Source organism: Niallia sp. 01092, from assembly GCF_052318935.1.
Lineage (GTDB): Bacteria > Bacillota > Bacilli > Bacillales > Cytobacillaceae > Niallia.
Genome location: NZ_JBQRKO010000007.1, coordinates 180,843 through 199,558 on the forward strand (window position 1 = coordinate 180,843; position 18,716 = coordinate 199,558).

Annotated in this window: 15 protein-coding genes and 1 other annotated feature; of the genes, 7 read left to right on the top strand and 8 right to left on the bottom strand. The window is 35.0% G+C overall.

Features of this window, described 5'->3' with window-relative positions; translation table 11 throughout:
* Positions 1-136: 136 nt before the first annotated feature.
* The 5 genes from ACTXGU_RS08900 to ACTXGU_RS08920 all read left to right on the top strand — a co-directional run bounded on the left by ACTXGU_RS08900 (position 137) and on the right by ACTXGU_RS08920 (position 3,563).
* The gene (locus ACTXGU_RS08900) at positions 137-715 is read left to right on the top strand and encodes a CYTH domain-containing protein (protein ID WP_443481146.1); all 579 of its coding nucleotides are present in this window, start codon (positions 137-139) and stop codon (positions 713-715) included.
* A gap of 90 nt (positions 716-805) precedes the next feature.
* Positions 806-1,420 (top strand): lytic transglycosylase domain-containing protein, encoded by a 615-nt coding sequence (locus ACTXGU_RS08905; RefSeq protein WP_443481147.1) that lies wholly within the window; start codon positions 806-808, stop codon positions 1,418-1,420.
* Positions 1,421-1,670: 250 nt separating this feature from the next.
* Positions 1,671-2,078: a globin domain-containing protein gene (locus ACTXGU_RS08910; protein WP_443481148.1), complete on the top strand. Its 408-nt coding sequence runs from the start codon at positions 1,671-1,673 to the stop codon at positions 2,076-2,078.
* Positions 2,078-2,950 carry a ClpXP adapter SpxH family protein gene (locus tag ACTXGU_RS08915; protein ID WP_443481170.1) on the top strand — a complete coding sequence of 291 codons (873 nt, stop codon included), beginning with the start codon at positions 2,078-2,080 and terminating at the stop codon, positions 2,948-2,950. The genes ACTXGU_RS08910 and ACTXGU_RS08915 overlap by 1 nt, the downstream gene beginning before the upstream one ends.
* Before the next feature lie 436 nt (positions 2,951-3,386).
* A complete protein-coding gene (locus ACTXGU_RS08920) occupies positions 3,387-3,563 on the top strand; it encodes a hypothetical protein (RefSeq protein WP_443481149.1) in 177 nt (58 codons plus the stop codon).
* Positions 3,564-3,865: 302 nt separating this feature from the next.
* Here ACTXGU_RS08920 and pepF read toward each other — a convergent pair whose 3' ends face one another.
* The 8 genes from pepF to alsR all read right to left on the bottom strand — a co-directional run bounded on the left by pepF (position 3,866) and on the right by alsR (position 15,141).
* Positions 3,866-5,683: an oligoendopeptidase F gene (gene pepF, locus ACTXGU_RS08925; RefSeq protein WP_443481150.1), complete on the bottom strand. Its 1,818-nt coding sequence runs from the start codon at positions 5,681-5,683 to the stop codon at positions 3,866-3,868.
* 384 nt (positions 5,684-6,067) lie between these two features.
* On the bottom strand, positions 6,068-7,270 hold the full coding sequence (locus ACTXGU_RS08930; protein WP_443481151.1) for a competence protein CoiA: 1,203 nt from the start codon (positions 7,268-7,270) through the stop codon (positions 6,068-6,070).
* Between the two features lie 801 nt (positions 7,271-8,071).
* A complete protein-coding gene (gene cls, locus ACTXGU_RS08935; protein ID WP_443481152.1) occupies positions 8,072-9,589 on the bottom strand; it encodes a cardiolipin synthase in 1,518 nt (505 codons plus the stop codon).
* A 148-nt stretch (positions 9,590-9,737) separates the two neighbouring features.
* Entirely contained in the window at positions 9,738-10,394 is a 657-nt protein-coding gene (gene mecA / locus ACTXGU_RS08940; RefSeq protein WP_443481153.1) for an adaptor protein MecA, read from the bottom strand.
* Positions 10,395-10,827: 433 nt separating this feature from the next.
* Complete coding sequence (gene spxA, locus ACTXGU_RS08945; RefSeq protein ID WP_248560495.1) at positions 10,828-11,223, bottom strand: transcriptional regulator SpxA; 396 nt, start codon at positions 11,221-11,223, stop codon at positions 10,828-10,830.
* A gap of 492 nt (positions 11,224-11,715) precedes the next feature.
* The gene (locus ACTXGU_RS08950; protein ID WP_443481154.1) at positions 11,716-12,291 is read right to left on the bottom strand and encodes a GNAT family N-acetyltransferase; all 576 of its coding nucleotides are present in this window, start codon (positions 12,289-12,291) and stop codon (positions 11,716-11,718) included.
* Between the two features lie 24 nt (positions 12,292-12,315).
* Positions 12,316-13,476 (bottom strand): putative glycoside hydrolase, encoded by a 1,161-nt coding sequence (locus ACTXGU_RS08955; protein ID WP_443481171.1) that lies wholly within the window; start codon positions 13,474-13,476, stop codon positions 12,316-12,318.
* A 777-nt stretch (positions 13,477-14,253) separates the two neighbouring features.
* Positions 14,254-15,141: an acetoin biosynthesis transcriptional regulator AlsR gene (gene alsR, locus ACTXGU_RS08960; RefSeq protein WP_443481155.1), complete on the bottom strand. Its 888-nt coding sequence runs from the start codon at positions 15,139-15,141 to the stop codon at positions 14,254-14,256.
* Positions 15,142-15,289: 148 nt separating this feature from the next.
* Between alsR and alsS the strand changes: the two genes are divergently transcribed.
* Positions 15,290-17,005 (top strand): acetolactate synthase AlsS, encoded by a 1,716-nt coding sequence (gene alsS / locus ACTXGU_RS08965; RefSeq protein WP_443481156.1) that lies wholly within the window; start codon positions 15,290-15,292, stop codon positions 17,003-17,005.
* Between the two features lie 209 nt (positions 17,006-17,214).
* The gene (budA, locus tag ACTXGU_RS08970; protein ID WP_443481172.1) at positions 17,215-17,982 is read left to right on the top strand and encodes an acetolactate decarboxylase; all 768 of its coding nucleotides are present in this window, start codon (positions 17,215-17,217) and stop codon (positions 17,980-17,982) included.
* Between the two features lie 238 nt (positions 17,983-18,220).
* Positions 18,221-18,525, top strand: a binding site (T-box leader).
* The last annotated feature ends 191 nt before the right edge of the window (positions 18,526-18,716 follow it).

Sequence of the window (18,716 nt, forward strand, 5' to 3'; positions counted from 1 at the left end):
GGCACTCGTCCGCGGAAAGCGAAGTGTATTCAGGCTGCGAGTTAAATAACAACAATCTATACGAAAAGACCGTAAAGAGAAGAAAAAAATGGCCTTCATTTATTAAGGATTAAATGGGAAAAGAAAGGATTTTATTATGTCGCAAAATATCGAAATTGAATTTAAGAATATGTTAACAAAACAAGAATATTTATCTTTAATTGAATATTTCCAAATAGATGAAAAAGATTTTTTCCAACAAGAAAATCACTATTTTGATACCTCCGATTTTTTACTAAAACAACAAAAATCAGCTCTAAGAATTCGAAAAAAACAAGATGCCTATGAATTAACATTAAAACAGCCACATAAAGAAGGATTACTTGAAACGAATAAACTGCTGACAAAAGAAGAAAGTGATATTATTTTTCAAACTGGCAAGATAAACTTCGAACCATTTGTATCCATTTTATTAGGAATGAATATCAATCCGGATAAAATCTGCTACTTTGGTTCCTTAACAACCGTAAGAGCAGAAAAAGAATTTGGAAATGGTTTACTCGTTTTAGATCATAGTTTTTATTTAAACGAAGAAGATTATGAGTTAGAATATGAGGTAAGTGACGCTAAAGAAGGACAAGTTTATTTCGAGAAGTTATTACAATCCTGTCAAATACCTAAACGCAAAACGAAAAATAAAGTACAGCGGTTTTATTTAAAAAAGTATGAACAATAAGAAAAGTGGAAGCGCCGGCACTAGTACATCCTGTACGTCGAAGCTAGACAGTCAAGACAAATAACTTCATGATAGCAATGGAGGAAGTTCATGAGAATTGATACATTAAAAGTGATGCTTGAATTACAAGCACTGCAAAACTTTACATCAGAAAATTCAACTAGCTCTACCGGCTCTCTTTTCCAGGAATTATTAAGCACAGTATCTTCTTCAGACAATGCTTTATTTGCAAACAATAGAAATAGCAATACATCTAATTCTGCAGCGATTTCAGCAAATGCTGCTACCTATTTGCTTCCGAAAAGTTTAACAAAACTTAACGAAACAGTAAATGATTTTCAAGATATTATAAAAAAAGCGGCAGCGACTTATAATGTTCCGGAAAAACTGATCAGCTCCGTTATTAAAGTAGAATCTAATAATAATCCAAACGCAACAAGTTATGCAGGTGCCTCAGGATTAATGCAGTTAATGCCACATACAGCAAAATCTTTAGGGGTTAATAATGTTTATAGTCCGACAGAAAATATTATGGGCGGAACTAAATATTTAAAACAACTATTGACAAAATATAACGGTGACATCGAGTTGGCACTTGCAGCGTATAATGCAGGACCAGGAAATGTAGATAAATATGGAGGTTTACCACCATTTAAAGAAACACAGAACTATGTTGCTAAAGTAAAGCAACACTTCTTAGTTTAACGGTTCCTACGGTTATAATTGCACACAAAGAAATGTCCGTTGTTTTTAACAGTGGGCATTTTTTTGAAAAAAAATCATGAGAATATTCCATATACAGCGAATGTATTGAACCAATTTATATTCCTTTACAAGCTATTTATTTGTACAATTATTTCGGCATTGTTAAAATATATAGGAATAGTAGTTGGGCAATTATCGCGATATTATAAATGATGATAAAAAATACATGTATGCATAAAGGAGTTTTTTGATGGTCGAGAAAATGCCCACACCTTTTGAAGTTATTGGTGAACACACATTAAGCAAACTCATAGATGCTTTTTATAAGCGTGTAGGTCAACACCCTGATCTAGCTCCTATCTTCCCAAATGACTTAACAGAAACGGCTCGCAAACAGAAGCAATTTATGACCCAATATTTAGGAGGCCCTCCTCTTTACACAGCGGAGCATGGTCACCCAATGTTAAGGGCAAGACACTTACCATTTACCATTACGGAAAAGCATGCTCATGCTTGGCTAGCATGCATGCATGCTGCAATGGAAGAAATACAATTAGATCCAACTATCCGCGAAGGACTTTTTTCAAGACTTGCTTTAACAGCAAAACACATGATTAATTCGGAGGAAAATGAAAATAAAAAAGGTGATTACTCGTGATTGAAAAAGAATTGTCTACATCCAACCCGAACACAACCTATGAAATTTGCCATGACAGCAAACCACTTGAAATTTATATGTTTATTGATCCATTATGTCCTGAGTGTTGGGCGTTAGAACCGATAATAAAAAAGCTGCAAATAGAATATGGAAGATATTTTTCTCTAAAGCATGTATTAAGCGGCAGTCTCACTTCGTTAAATCTATGCAGAAAAACCAAATATAAAAGTATTGCGGAGTTATGGGAAAAAACGGCTAGTCGATCTGGAATGTCCTGTGATGGATCTGTTTGGCTGGAGAATCCAATACTATCTCCCTATCTTGCCTCTATTGCACTTAAAGCAGCCGAGCTGCAAGGGCGAAGATCTGGCATTCGTTTTTTACGGAAATTGCAGGAACTCCTTTTCCTCGAAAAACAAAATGTTGCGACATTCGATGTGTTAAAAAATTGTGCAAAAAGTGTCGGCCTTGATGTAATGGAATTTGTTGCAGATATTCATTCTGAAAGTGCTGCAAAAGCTTTTCAATGTGATTTAAAAATTACATCAGAAATGGAAGTAACCGAAATTCCTACACTTGTCTTTTTTAATGAAAATATTGAGGAAGAAGGCATTAAAATTACCGGTTATTATCCATATGAAATATATGTTCAAATAATGGAGGAAATGCTGCAAACGGCTCCGGAAAAGGCAGATCCACCTCCGTTAGAGAACTTTTTACAATGTTTTAATTTTGTTGCATCGAAGGAATTATCCGTTGTATATAATAAATCGATTCAAGAAATAGAAAAAGAAATGAAGAAGCTTCAATTAAAACAATTAGTGGAACAAATACCTGCAAAGTACGGCATGTTTTGGAAGTATGTTAAATAAATTTGGTTTATCAGATAAGAATCTCCCTCAACCTGATAGAAAATGAATAGGTAGAATAAAAGGATACTCATGCCCTATAAAAAATACGTACAGCTTTCATTATATTTATAAAATTATTTTTACAATGAGTATATCCATTTGGGGAATAAAATAAAAAAGGGCTTGCTGTCTCAAGGCAAGGCCTTTTTTATCGTTATAAACAAAGGGGATGGGAGAAATTTTCCACGATCAAACAAAGGGGTATAAGTTTGTTTGTGACAAATTTCACAATTAAACATTATCATAACTATATAGATAACATCAAGCAAATTAAGTTATTATTCATAAAATAGACAAATTTAACTTTTGGCTTGTTTTTGTATTTATTCATATCAGGAAATTTATATACATATAGTAGTTTTAATCATCATTCCTTTTCCCGAAAGGAGCAAATTTTATGAAAAAAATTGTGCTATTTGTTTTTGTATTATTTATTGCTTTTTGTTTTGGATTAAATATATTGGGATTAATGAATCTATTTCCCCTTTTTATCAGTTCCCCATTACTGTTTTTATCCTTATTCCTATTTATTGCTTTTTTAAATAATCGGAAAAAGTTTAAAGGCTTTTATTAAGAAAAGCGGATGCGCCTTGATCCATCTAACTTCAAACGTCTTATTCTTATCTTTTAGGCTATGTTAAAGCTCATTGTTGATTTTTGCACTATGTTGATCTTCGTTCCAGGCGTGAGACTCCTGCGGGAAAAGCGAGTTAGAGGGAGACCCCACAGGCGCACAGCGCCGAGGAAGCTCCCGGACCGCCCGCGGAAAGCGAACGCCTGAAGCGGAAATCAACAGGCAAGTTTAACAAAACCCTCTTTTAAAAAAAGCATGTGAGATTGTTGTATCTCACATGCTTTTTGTTTGTCGACAATCACTTATGATAATAAGCTTTCCAATTCCGTAAGCTTTTCTTCAAATACTTTACATGCATCAATAATCGGCGTTTTGCTCGTCATATCCACCCCAGCTTTTTTCAACACTTCAATTGGATAATCCGAACTGCCCGCTTTTAAGAAATCGATATATCGATCCACTGCTGGCTTTCCTTCTTCTAGGATTTGTTTGCTTAATGCTGTTGCTGCACTAAAGCCAGTTGCATACTGATATACGTAATAATTGTAATAGAAATGAGGAATTCTTGACCATTCTAACCCTATTTCTTTATCAATAGTAATATCTTCTTCCCCAAAGTATTTTTGATTTAATTTATAGTATTCTTCTGTATATAAATCAGCCGTCAACGCTTCGTTATTTTGTGCTTTCACATGAATTAAATGCTCAAATTCAGCAAACATTGTTTGGCGGAATACGGTTGCTCTAAAACCTTCTAAATAATGATTTAATAAGTAAATGCGCTTTTGTTCATCATCAATTGTTTTTAATAAATAATCGTTTAATAATGCCTCATTGCAAGTAGAAGCAACTTCTGCAACAAAGATAGAATAGTTTCCATACGGATAAGGTTGTGTTTTTCTTGTATAGTAGCTATGAACGGAATGTCCAAATTCATGTGCAAGTGTAAATAGGTTATTTACATTATCTTGCCAGTTCATTAAAATATATGGATTTGTGCCATATGCTCCAGAAGAATAGGCTCCGCTTCTTTTCCCTTTATTCTCCTGAACATCTACCCAGCGATTTTCAAATCCTTCTTTTAGAATAGATGTATACTCTTCACCAAGCGGTGCAAGCCCTTTAATCACTAAATCTTTTGCTTCCTCATAGCTGATTTCCATTTTTACATCTTTAACTAGTGGTGTATAAAGATCATACATATGCAGTTCTTCTACACCAAGGACTTTTTTGCGAAGTTTAATATAACGATGTAATAATGGCAAATATTCATTAATGGTCTCCACTAGATTTTCATATACTTGTTCTGGAATGTTATTTCCCGCAAGTGCCGCATGACGTGGGGAATCATACTGTCGTATTTTCGCATTAAACGCATGGTTTTTTACGTTGCCTGTTAATGTCGATGCAAATGTATTTTTAAATTTGCCATATGTATCATACACTGCTTTAAAAGCATCATGACGTACACGCTGATCTCCACTCTCTAAAAAACGAGAATATCTTCCATGAGTAACCTCTACTTCTTCTCCATTTTCATCCTTGATACTTGGAAATTCTAAATCTGCATTATTTAACATGCCAAATGTGTTGCTAGATGCATTTAACACTTCTGATGCTTGTGCAAGCAATGCTTCTTGATCTGCCGATAGTACATGAGGACGCTGCAAATTGATTTCTTCCAACGCTTTTTCGTATAATTTTAATTCTTTCTTATCTTCTAAAAAGCGTTTAATACTTTCTTCCTCAATGGATAAAATTTCCGGAACGATATAGGCTAATGCACCAGCAGCATGAGCATAAAGGTTTTTAATTCGGCTATCAAATCCTTGATAAAAGCTATTGGTTGTATCCTGGTCATAACGCATATGTGCATATGTATACAACTTTTCTAAACGACTTAATAATGCATCTTGATAAGCGAGCGCATTGTATAAAGTGTCCGCTCCTTCTGACAGCTTACCTTGATATTCAACTGCTTGTTCAGAAAGTTTTTTTACTTCGTCGAATTCTTTCTCCCACTCTTCATCTGTAGAAAAAATATCCTCTAATCTCCATGTGTCTTCAATAGAAACCTCGCTTCGCTGCGGTAACTTTTTTACGGTTGTTTCACTTGTCATAATTAAATCCCCCAATTCTTTATTTAAGAAGAAGTATAAAATTTTTCAACTTAGATGAGTGTCTAGCTCCAGCGCCCTATCGACTTCAACGCTTCCCTCACCTCGTCTACGATAAGTCAACTTCGATTCGCCATTCGGCTCATCGTGTTTCCTTTATCTCTGTAAAAGTACACAATCTAAAACCGCCACGTCCTGTGGCAACGATTGTGTGATCCACATCCTGTGGAACTCATCTTTTTCAGTCGATGAGCAAGGGCGCTTCCGCTTTTCTAATAATACGAAAATTTATTCATTAATTATTCTATTATATGCCTAATAAATCCTGCCTATTTATAAACTTTTTCAGAAGCTACGGTTATCATATGTCATAGTCTGTCTTTTTATTTAGTTAGAGATAAACAATTTATTTATTAAAGCTGCATTTTCTCGATAAAAATTTTCTTCCAACTGACGATTTTTTTCATAATTTGTTTCTATTATCATTTCTTTTTTTAATAAGTAAAAGTAAGGCTTCACTTCTATTAGAATGTTTACTGCGACTAGAAATTTCACGTAATCATAAACAGCTTGCTTCCATGTTATTGCTGATATCATTGGAAGCTTTCTTATTTTTATTTCGAAACGATCAATTCTATTTTGAAATTGTTCTGTAATTTTATGAATGGAGACAATTTTTTTGCCCTTCTCTCCTAAAAAATTATCTAACATGATAAACGTTTGCCAAAATAATGGAGTCGTTTCTATGTGGATATTTGTACGAAGTGGAACGCCAATATACGGTGGTAAAAAATGAGGATTACAATTATTCTTATATAACTCTTTTAAAAATCTATCATTATTTTTCGTCTGATAATGAATATGATGCACCTTCTGTTTTCGTATTTCTTCCATCCAAAGATGTAAAGGAATAGAAGGTGCTGGCATTTTCCATAAAGAGAAAAAAGTCAAGGAGTTTATGGATTGGGTATAGCATGAGGTAAAAACTTGATTAATCGTAATGGGAATGATGGGATGATACAATTGGAATCTTCGTTTAGAGGGACAGTAAGTAGGTAATACATATTGATTATGATACTTTGTGAGGAATTGATAAGAGAATGTAGATAATCGTACTTTATTTCTATTCCAATTTTTCATATTTTTTAATCCTAAAATCCAAATCGGATAAAAGCTTTCTTTACGGTAATTATTTGTTCTTTTTATTAATAATTCAGGCGAAATCTGCGAGCATTGATATTCGATTACGTAATATTTATTTTCGTAATATACACCGATATCTCCACGTTGCTTAATTGAAGGGAAATATGGTTCCAGCATTGGCTGCAAACCTAATCTGTCGAGCCAGTTGTACAGCTGTAATTTGCCTTCTAAATGATATTGTGACTCCGCTTCGGAATTTCCTGAACAAATAGTTCTATTTTCATGCGCAAAATGGGTTAATCTTTTTTCTCCCAACTTTAAAATAACTTTTTCAAAACATTCTGGACAAAAAAATAAATGGTTGGACCGCAGCTTCCGCAAGTATGCTTGATCTATGATTTTATATAAATGAATGGAAGTTCCATCCTCCATTAAAGCTGTAAACACGAATATACTCCCCTTTCTGATTGTCATCATATTAAACAAGCTCTAAAAGAGTATATTCGCTTTTTCCTGCTATTTTCCTTCTTACTATCTCAAACTTCGCACCTTCAAATTCGTTTGCAAATCTTGATAGGACTCGGTTTAGAACAATAAAAAGGGCGGCTTGTTTTTTATTGTTGAGGTTGCTTTCCACTACGGGTTGCTTCGCTTTCCGCGGGGTGGGAGCTGAGCCTCCTCGGCTTTGCCTTGCGGGGTCTCAGCCTTCCCACATTTCCCGCAGGAGTCTTCGCACCCTCCGTTACAAGCAACTTGTTTTAAAATAAGTTCTTGTTTTCGAATTTCATTACAAGGTATTATTGCTAAACAATAGTAGCGTTGATTTTTTTTAGAAGATAAGAAAATTTTTGAACTTAGATGAGTGTCTAGCGCCTTGCTTATGTTATCATTCAACGTTGTTCTATCAAAATGTGCCGCTTGAGTCTATTTCTATATGGTGGGTGTTTTCACCAGTTCAGCGACAGCAACTAATTGAATCAAACGGCTTGATTGAAGTGGAAGGTGCGAGACTCCTGTGGGATTAGCGGGTTAGATGAGACCCCGCAGGCGCAAGCGCCGAGGAGGCTCATCGCACGCCCCACGGAAAGCGAGCATCCTGAAACGGAAAGCAAGCCCCTATTTGTAAGGAATAATGTTTGCAAAAAAAACACCCTAAAAGACTAATCAATCACCCTTTTCTAATTGCTCTAAACTAAGTTATGGCAATACATGAAGAGGAATTTATAACTGCGAAGTTTGAGTTACTATTTATAATAAAGGAGACAATAATCTTGAAGTAGATTCAAGAATCCGAAAGCCTACATGTCTTTTATTGAAAGATTCCGCTTTTAATTCTTTCGCATGGTCCATATCATTTACTAATTCATTTACTAGTTGTTTCGTGCTTTTCGTTTTATATAAAAATGCACTTACTTCAAAATTGAGATGGAAGCTGCGCATATCCATATTACAAGTCCCTATTGAAGCAATCTCTCCATCTACTACAACGATTTTGCTATGCATAAACCCTTTTTCATATTCATATATTTTCACACCAGCTTCTAGCAGTTCAGGAAAATAAGAACGAGATGCATGAAAAACAATTCTTTTATCTGGCTTATTTGGAACTAATAATCGCACATCTAAGCCACTTAATGCAGCAATGTTTATAGCAGAAAAAATATCTTCATCTGGAATAAAATAGGGAGTAGCAATCCAAATCGATTTTGTCGCAGATGTCATCATGCTAAAAAATATATTTTTAATTACGCTCCATTCATTATCAGGACCACCTGCAATTAACTGAACACCACCATGTGTATTCTCTTCTGAAATAGGTGATAAATATTCATTTGTTAAAAAACTGCTGTTTGTCATATAAAACCAATCTTGCAAAAAAATTAACTGCAGCGTTCGAACTGCTTCTCCTTTTACCATTAAATGCGTATCTCGCCAAAATCCAACTGATGCATTTCGACCTAAATATTCATCCCCTATATTTAATCCGCCAACAAAACCAATACTTCCGTCAATTACAATAATTTTACGATGGTTTCGGAAATTAAATTTGCTGTTTAAAACAGGCATTCTTACTGGACCAAATGCAACCATCTCTACCCCTGCATGCTTTAGCTGATTAATAAATTTTTTCGACAATTGCCAAGACCCAACTGCATCATAAAGAAATCGGATTTTCACCCCTTCTTTTGCCTTCTTTATTAACACAGATTTAATTTCTTCGCCAATCTTATCATGGCGCACAATATAATACTCTAAGTGAATATGATGTTTAGCCATATTTAGTGCTTGAATAATAGCGGAAAATGTTTCATCCCCATTTGTTAGTACATTCGTTGAGGTACCAAAAGAAATCGGAGTATTTCCTAATTTTTCAGCTAAACGAAAAAGATTCCGTTGGTGCACTTCTAATTTTTCTATTTTCTCTTCTGATCCATCACGCATTTCCGTTTCTATACGCAGAAACATTTCTTTATCTAAAAAATACTTTTCCCGGTAGATTCGTTCCTTTCGATAATTTCTTCCAAATAGTAAATAAAAAATAAAACCGACAATCGGAAAACTTCCTAAAACAATCAACCAAGTTAATGTTTGTGTTGGGTGTCTATTTTCAAAAAAAATAACAAACCCAATAAAAGTAACAGACAAGCTAATGACTAAGCTTAGCTGTCCATATACTCCACCTTTGATCGTAATAAAAAAGTTAGAAATATAAACAAAAAGTCCTGCTACTGCCAAAAAAATACTTAACCTAGCTGTATGATTCATTCAAAACACCCGCCCATACTTCTCTGTCTAATTTAAAAAGTTTTTTATCATCTCCAGTGAAATTATACCCGAATACAACGAATCCCACTCTACTTCACAAACTAATTTTTAGTTAAAAAATACCGATTTCAAATGAAATCGGCATTCTTTAATGAAAATACTTTTTTAATTCAGTAAATACTTCATTTTCAATTATTATATTCCCATATTCTTCTAATACATGGACCGTCATTTGTGTTTCATGACCATATTCTAAAAGAATACTTAATGCGTTATCCACATCGTCTTCTTCTATTGTTTCATCTAAGAATTCCACATATAAATAATACTGGTTTTCATAGCTGTATAATTTTGTATCCAGATCGTTTATTCCCTGAAGTTTAGAAAGGGAAATGATATCTTCAAAATCCTTAAATGCAATAATAAACTCTAATGGATCCTCAAAGTCACCATCACTATCATTTACCGTAAAATGCTCTTCCATTAATTCTTCAAAGCCATCTACCGGTAAATCTTTCAATTTTTCTTCTGGGATTGAAATTTCAAACTTTTGACCATCCTTTGATAGCTGTGCTCTAGTCACTAATATTTCTAGCCCTTTATCTAATGCTTGAACTTGTATCCATAATGGACCATCTAAAATAAAATCTTCTTCTTGATGTACTTCATCCATCATTTCCCAAAAAAGTTCTTCGCTTCTTTCCCTGTTATACCAAATTTCCTCACGCTTAAAACCGCGTTCTTCTATATCAATGTACGAAATATAAAACTTTACTGTATGATCATTAATACGTTCAATTTCCATTCTGTAACACTCCCTTCAGGCTATGATGGAAGGGACTAATACCCCCATACAGATACTCGTCTTATTGTTTACTCCTTGTACTTATATATTCTATGACAAAAGCGAATGAAATGGAATTAAAATATACTGAGAATTAGAAAAACCATTATATGCCTATTCAAAGATTTTTCACATTTGTACTTAGTAGTATTACCGCTAAAAAATATTTCAATCAAAAGAATAAGCATGCAATAAGTATTCTATTCCATTCTATATCCTGATGATAACAAAATGGATGATTACCCTGTATTTTACCATTATCCGTTTATCTGCACAAATTTTATCACTTTTTAAGCATTTTTATGCTAGTACTATATAAAAAGGTCTGACATCTCTATACCAATAATAAAAATAGGTATAGAAATAGTCAGACCTCTATAAAAATCAAGCTATATTAATTAACTAACCGCTGTGCTTCACGCAATTGGAAAGTACGTACTTTTCTTGGTAAGAAACGACGAATTTCATCTTCGTTATAGCCAACTTGAAGTCTTTTTTCATCAATAATAATTGGACGGCGTAAAAGCCCTGGATTATCTTTTATTAGTCCAAATAAATCTTGTAATGGCATTGTTTCTAAGTTAACATTCAGCTTTTGAAATGTTTTGCTTCGTGTTGAAATAATCTCGTCTGTACCATCCTCTGTCATGCGAAGTATTTCTTTAATTTCTTCGATGGAAAGTGGTTCAGAAAAAATATTTCTTTCTTTATAAGCTATATCATGTTCTTCTAACCATGCTTTTGCTTTTCTACAAGATGTACAACTTGGTGAAGTGTATAATGTGACCATTTTACAAATTCACACTCCCTTTATTTAGACATGTATTTAAGTTACTATTACAACTACTTGAGTTCATCAAATTCTTAAATTATAATTAGTTTAATCAAGTAATTTATATTGATTATTATACACTATATATTGATAATTTGGTATATGTTTTTTAAAATATCATTCTCTGTTGCATAAATTTTTTTTACTTCCTACATAATATGACTTTTTCGTACGAATCATGATTATTTTTTGTTGGTTTCTCCTCCTTTTTTTAGAATTCTTCCACAAAAGTTTAGGAATTCTATTATTTGTTGCAGGTTATTAATATAGACGATTGAAAAGCAAAAAGGTTTCATTTTTTTTATTTATTAACCATATTTCTTTTCTATTACAAGAAAATTTCAACCCGTTGCATCTTTATTTTACCTTCTATTTATTCTCAATTAAGACATTTTTATTGAAAATTCGATACAAACATACATACTATTTTTCATAAATCTACAAAATTGGTCAAATTTCATCAAAAATATTTTCTTTTTCAGGATCGTCATGTACAAAAATAACTTGTTCTGCAGGTTCATACGATTGACCATAAAATTGTTTATCATTATACGTATGTATTTTCTTATACGTTTTTATAAGAGCTTGATAAACAACTTCTTCCCCTTCATTATTTGGTGCCCAATATAAGATTTCCATTTTATTTACTGTGTTTGTAGCCAGCGATTTTCGTTTATATCCAATTGTTTTTGCATGTTGAAAACCTTCTCTTTGATAAAACTTTACCCTTTTTTGTGTATCCGTATCTTTATAGTCAACCGGCTCTACTTCTAAAATAATTGGTTTGCCTTTATCTTTTAGTTTTTGCAGCAATTTATGCCCTATTCCTTTTCCTCTTGCTTCTGTGGAAACATATAAATAATCAATAAAAATAAAATCATCTACCTCCACATACATCAAAACATGATACTTGCCTTCGTCTTTATGATAAGTATCTGGAAAATCTTTTAACAATGCTTCCATATGTTCTTGTGATTTCATTTCTTCTATTGGAAAATATTCATTTAATTTGTCATACCAATGCATATTTTTTATCACCTCAAGCTTTGTTTATTTTTTCCTTTCTGGTGTATAGTCAACATTTTTTGTATAATTGCTTGCTGCATTCCATAATAAAAACTCATTTACGCCATTATCTTGCAGTGCTCTAATTTGATCTTCCATTTGTTTTACACCATAATGCTGATAATTGCCTTCACCTAACCATGAGGCGGTAAAATCTTGCAGCCATGGTCTGGAAACAGGTGCATTTTTTCTTTTTCCTAACTTGTTTTTTTCTACTTTTATATACTCATTAACTAGTTGATATGGATGTAAATCCGGTTTATCTATACCAAAATACGCACTCCAGTGGCTAGGATAAATCATGGAGGAGATGACATCTACATGGTCGCTTATTTTTGAAAAATTCTGCCCAATCCCTGGTGCTTCCTTTAATGTTGCCGTATAACCAAAGATATCGACAGAGACTTTAACATCATATGGTTTTAATTTCTCTTTCGCATATTTTACGAAATCAGATACTGCCTTTACTCTTTTTTCCCCTTCATTACCATTTAAATGATCATAGTCGCCTTTTGAATAGCTTAACTTTGCTTCTTTTCCTTCAAACCCTTCAGGAAACCGAACATAATCAAATTGAATTTCCTGAAACCCCATTCTTGCTGCTTCTATTGCAATATTTACATTATAATCCCATACTTCTTTTTGAAATGGATTAACAAATGATTCTTGTCTGCCATTTTTCCAAACATTCTTTCCATTCATAAAGGACCATTCAGGCTTTTTTGCTGCCAATAAAGTATCTTTAAAAACGACTACCCTTGCAATTGGGTATATTTTTTCTTTTTCTAACTGCTGCAACATGAAAGGCATACTTGAAATATATGATTTCCCAATGGAATAAAAAGACGATTCTTTTGCTGGTTTATACGTAAGATTTCCGAAATCGTCTTTAAAGTCAATCACCATTGCATTTAAATCCGTTTTATTAAGCAAGGAAATCAACTCGTTCCACTTTTCCCCTCCCGCAGAGTGTGCATTTACATATACTCCTCTTACTGCATCAGGATAGGTAAAAGAAAAGGCAGAATTTTTTAATCTCGGAAAACCATCTGGGATATTCTTTATTGACATGCTGACCTTTTTCTCTGGTTGTAAAGAATAGCTTCGCGCTCCTTCCACTCTCTTAACAAAAATGGAAGCAGGCATTATAAAAATAATCAGCAGCAAAAAAACCGTTAATCGATTGATTCTTTTTATCATAACTTTTCCCCCATTTACACAAATCTTTTTCCGTTCTATTTATCATTATTCACAAAATCAATCATTCACATTACAATTACCCGTTTCCTAATATTGTAACAAGATAATTTTATGTTGGGCATCCAATTTGCAGAAGTGGATTTAATTTTCTATTTTTTTCTTTAACTAAAGGCTATATTAAAGCTCATAGTTGATTTTGGCACGATATTGATTTTCGTCCCAGGCGTGAGACTCCTGCTGGAAAAGCGAGACCACTGAAGAAGTGTTTTATTATATAAATTATAGGTAAAACACTTATATTAAGTAGGATAAAAATGGTATAGAGTGTTTGAAAACGACCATCATGTTGGTTAGGAGAGGCGTCCCCACGACTCCTGCGGGATTAGCGAGACAGGCGAGACCCCACAGGAGCAAAGCGACGAGGAGGCTCGGCGCTCGCCCCGCGGAAAGCGTGTGGTAAGCCTCGGAAAACCGAACAAAAACATCTGATCTGATTGCTTGGATTTCCACTATCTATATTTCAGAGCATCCACTTTTTCAGTGACCTCCGTAAAGCGCCGAGGAGGCTCCCGAACCGCCCGCGGAAAGCGAACGCTATCGCTGAAATCAACAGGCAAGTTTAACAGCTCCTAACTAAAAAAAGGAGACAGAACTATTAAAAATTTACTGTCTCAGAAAATTTTTTTTACGCTCGCCTGCAAGATGTAACAACCAGCTATCTCGTTATGACGAGCTCATTTTATGTAATACATGATGAACAAAATGAAAGAGGGCTGGATTATGATTTTCCCTTTTATAAGAAATAATCCATTCCGCAATTAGTTCATCCTTTTCAATCTTTTTATAAACTACATCTAAGTTATGAGGATTTTTTGCTGTTGTTGGAATAACAGCAATACCTATTCCTGCTGTGACTAATCCAATCACCATTTGGCAGTCAGTCGACTCTTGTACAATATTCGGTTGAAATCCGTACTTTTCACATAGACTGACGAAATTGGTATACAAAGAAGGCCACGCACCTTTTGACAAAGAGATAATCGCCTCATCCTTTATATCCTTTATTGAAATGTTTTCTTGTTTAGCTAAACGATGATCTTTTGGTATAACAAAAATACTGTCACTTTGCATAAGGCTTTTGCTAATCAGCTCATCACTTGAGACTGGAGGGTGTAAAAAACCAATATCAATTTCCCCTTGTAATAATGCGGTTAATTGCTTAGGAATAGATAATTGACGAAGATCAATATCCACTGAAGGATACATACTTCTGAATTCCCTAATTGCTGGCGGTAAAATTTCATATGTAGCTGATCCAACAAATCCAATGACAATTTTCCCAAGCTCTCCCCTTGCTGTAAGACTTGCCGTTTCCACCGCCTTGTTCAGCTGATTCAAAACGGTACGGACTTGACTTAAAAACACATTTCCTGCTTCCGTCAATTCGACAAGTCGATTAGATCTATGAAACAACGGAAAACCCACCTCTTCCTCCAGATGCTTTATTTGCTGGCTAAGCGGTGGCTGCGTCATATTCAATCTTGCTGCAGCTCTTCCAAAATGAAGCTCCTCTGCTAAAGTGACAAAATATTGCAGCTGTCTAAGCTCCATAATAAGCAACTCCTTATTTATTCATTCGCAAAACATATCAAACACTCGTTAAATGTATATTGGAAATATTATCATGTTGCACGTATAGTAAATATTATCATGAAATCTACTATTTCATAAAGAATTACATTTTAAGGAGTGAAGGGTCATGAATCTTCATGAAGAAAGCTTTTATACAAAACGTGGTGCAGAGCTTGTTGTTGATACGTTGATAGCACAAGGTGTCACCCATGTATTCGCTATACCGGGTGCAAAGATTGACGCAGTATTTGATGCACTGGAGGATAGAGGCCCAGAACTAATCTTATGCAGACATGAACAAAATGCAGCATTTATGGCTGCTGCATTTGGGAGACTGACTGGCAAACCTGGCGTATGCCTTGTTACCTCAGGACCAGGAGCATCCAATCTTGCCACAGGATTATTAACCGCTAATTCAGAAGGAGATCCGGTAGTGGCAATTGCCGGAAATGTCATTAGAGCAGATCGATTAAAGCGGACTCATCAATCATTAGACAACGCTGCATTATTTAAGTCTGTTACTAAATATAGTGTAGAAGTCCAAGATGTAAACAATATACCCGAAGCATTGACCAATGCATTCCGAGCTGCTAAGTCTGGTCAATCTGGAGCAGCTTTTATTAGTTTTCCCCAAGATGTTATTACAGAAAAAACGACGGCAAAGGCTGTCTCTGCCCTTCCATCTCCAAAGCTAGGGCCAGCACAGGAAGACATCATTACTTCAGCAATCTCAAAAATTCAAAATGCTCATCTGCCGGTTGCGATTGTAGGCATGAAAGGAGGCAGACCAGCAGCAGTTAAAGCCACCCGAAAACTGCTTCACAAGCTCGGCTTGCCGTTTGTTGAAACTTATCAAGGTGCAGGCACTCTTTCGCGAGAGCTTGAAGATCAATATTTTGGCCGTATCGGTTTATTTCATAATCAACCGGGTGATCTGCTGATTGAACAGGCAGATGTTGTGCTTTCCATCGGTTATGACCCGATTGAGTATGATCCAAAATTTTGGAACGCAAACGGAAATCGAACGATTATTCACGTAGATGAAATACAGGCAGACATCGATCATTTTTATCAGCCAGAACTTGAACTAATAGGAGATATTGCATCGACAATTGAAAAGATGGAACATGATTGTTTCCATGTTAGCCTTGACAACGAGCAAAATCATTTCCTTTCAGAGCTAAAACAGCTTCTTCATGACATGGAACAGGTACCGCAAACCGACAATAAAGACCGCTCGCATCCTCTTCAGGTTATTAGTGAATTAAGAAAGCTGATCGCCGATGATGTAACGGTAACTTGCGATATCGGTTCACACGGCATTTGGATGTCACGCCATTTCCGCTCTTATGAACCGAACAAACTACTTATTAGCAATGGCATGCAAACGCTCGGTGTCGCTCTTCCATGGGCAATTGCAGCAGCTATCATTAACCCAAACGAAAAGGTCATCTCCGTATCTGGCGACGGCGGATTTCTTTTTTCTGCGATGGAACTGGAAACTGCTGTACGCATGAAGGCAAATATTGTTCATCTTGTTTGGAATGACAGCACGTACGATATGGTAGCCTTCCAGCAAATGATGAAGTATAAACGAAAATCATGTGTTGAATTCGGACAGATTGACCTCGTTAAATACGCAGAAAGCTTTGGTGCAACAGGGCTTAGAGTCGATTCTCCTGATCAGCTTTCAGAAGTGTTGAAAAAAGGGTTGGAACAAGAAGGACCGGTTATAATCGACATCCCTATTGATTACTCTGACAACAAAGATCTCGCAAGTCAAAAATGGCCAAAGCAATTTGAACAGAAATTAAGAGAGAAAACACTTTGGCATTCTAAATAAGAAAAGCAATGGCGCCCTGCTCAGCCCTGAAGAATAATGTTTTCTAAGCTCAACAAGTATTTATTGCTTATAGAGACGTTATTTTCCACAGGGGCTTGGCGACGCCGGCACTAGTACATCATGTACGTCGAAGCTAGACACTTGTCTAACTTCAAAAAGTTATACTCCCTTTAAATAAAGAATTGACAAAAGGAGTGATCATTTTGGGTATGTTAAACCCTTTACAAACAGGAATTAACCAAGATCAACAAAAAAATAACCAAGAAGTATATCAAGTTTCCACTATGACTTCATTGTTGGAAGCTGTCTATGACGGAGATTTTTCTTTAAGTGAAATACCAAAGCATGGGGACTTTGGCATTGGCACCTTTAATAAACTCGATGGAGAATTAATTGGCTTTGACGGCAGCTTTTATCGCCTTCGTTCAAACGGAACAGCCACTCCAGTAAAAGGAGAGGACAAATCACCGTTTTGCTCTCTCACTTTTTTCGAAGAAGATCTCGTCCATGAAATTAATCAGCAAATGACATTAGAAGAACTTGAGAAAGAAATAGATCGTATTTTGCCAAGTAAAAACCTATTCTACGCAATACGAATAGATGGTGTCTTCAAAAAAGTTCAGACAAGAACAGTGGAGCTTCAGGAAAAACCGTATGTACCAATGGTTGAAGCAGTAAAATCACAGCCGATTTTTGACTTCGAAGACATTAAAGGAACTATCGCAGGCTTCCGGACACCTCAATACGCACACGGAATAGCTGTTGCCGGCTATCACCTGCACTTTATTGATGACGGAAGAAAAGTTGGCGGACATGTTTTTGATTATACAGTGGACCGAGTCACCATACGTATTTCTCAAAAGCTGAACATGAATCTACAGCTGCCTAACACAGAAGATTTTTTCATTGCTAATATTGATAACGCAGATCTTGCAAAGGAAATTGCAAATGCGGAGAGCAGTCCTACTCATAAATAAGAAAAAACAAGGCTAATCCCATGTAGATATGGAAGAGGCCTTGTTTTTTTATGATTTTTGTTATTGATATTCATATTTATATTTATGAATTTTATGACAAAATGTGATGTTAATATAGTAGTTTATTTTCATATTTCATCATCCATTCAGCAGTTCCTTTTCATTATTTTCTCAGAGTTTACTTGATTTTTTTTTTGAAATAGGATAATTTAAGACTATACTTATCCATAATATTTAAATAATTGCATTGATAAAGAGTAGTACTTATACACATGGTTTTTAGAGAGTTTGTGGCAGGTGAAAACAAACATCCATGAATAAGGAATGGACTTTTGAGCACTGAAGTGGAAATGCTTTTTTTGCAAACTATATTTCAGCGATTGCCTTTCGTTAACAAGGTGAAAGTGGCTTTTTAAGTGTGTGTTCAAAAAGGGAACAAATTAGAAGCAAGCGAACGAAGAGATTCGACGCTTATCATTTTGTGACTTTTGAACATCCTCTGTAAGCAATTTAGGGTGGCACCGCGGACCATTCGTCCCTATGTAACAGTAGAGACGTGTGGTCCTTTTTGCATTTATAAGAAAAGCGTAGGCAGGAGCTAGACAACCGTCAGACTTCAGAAGACTTATACTTTTTATCTTTTTAAAAAAGGCTGTTTTCTCAAAGTTTGTTGTTTTTTAAGTAAAAAAAGGGGAGAAAAAGTACTCATCAGACTGAATACACGTAGACTCCTA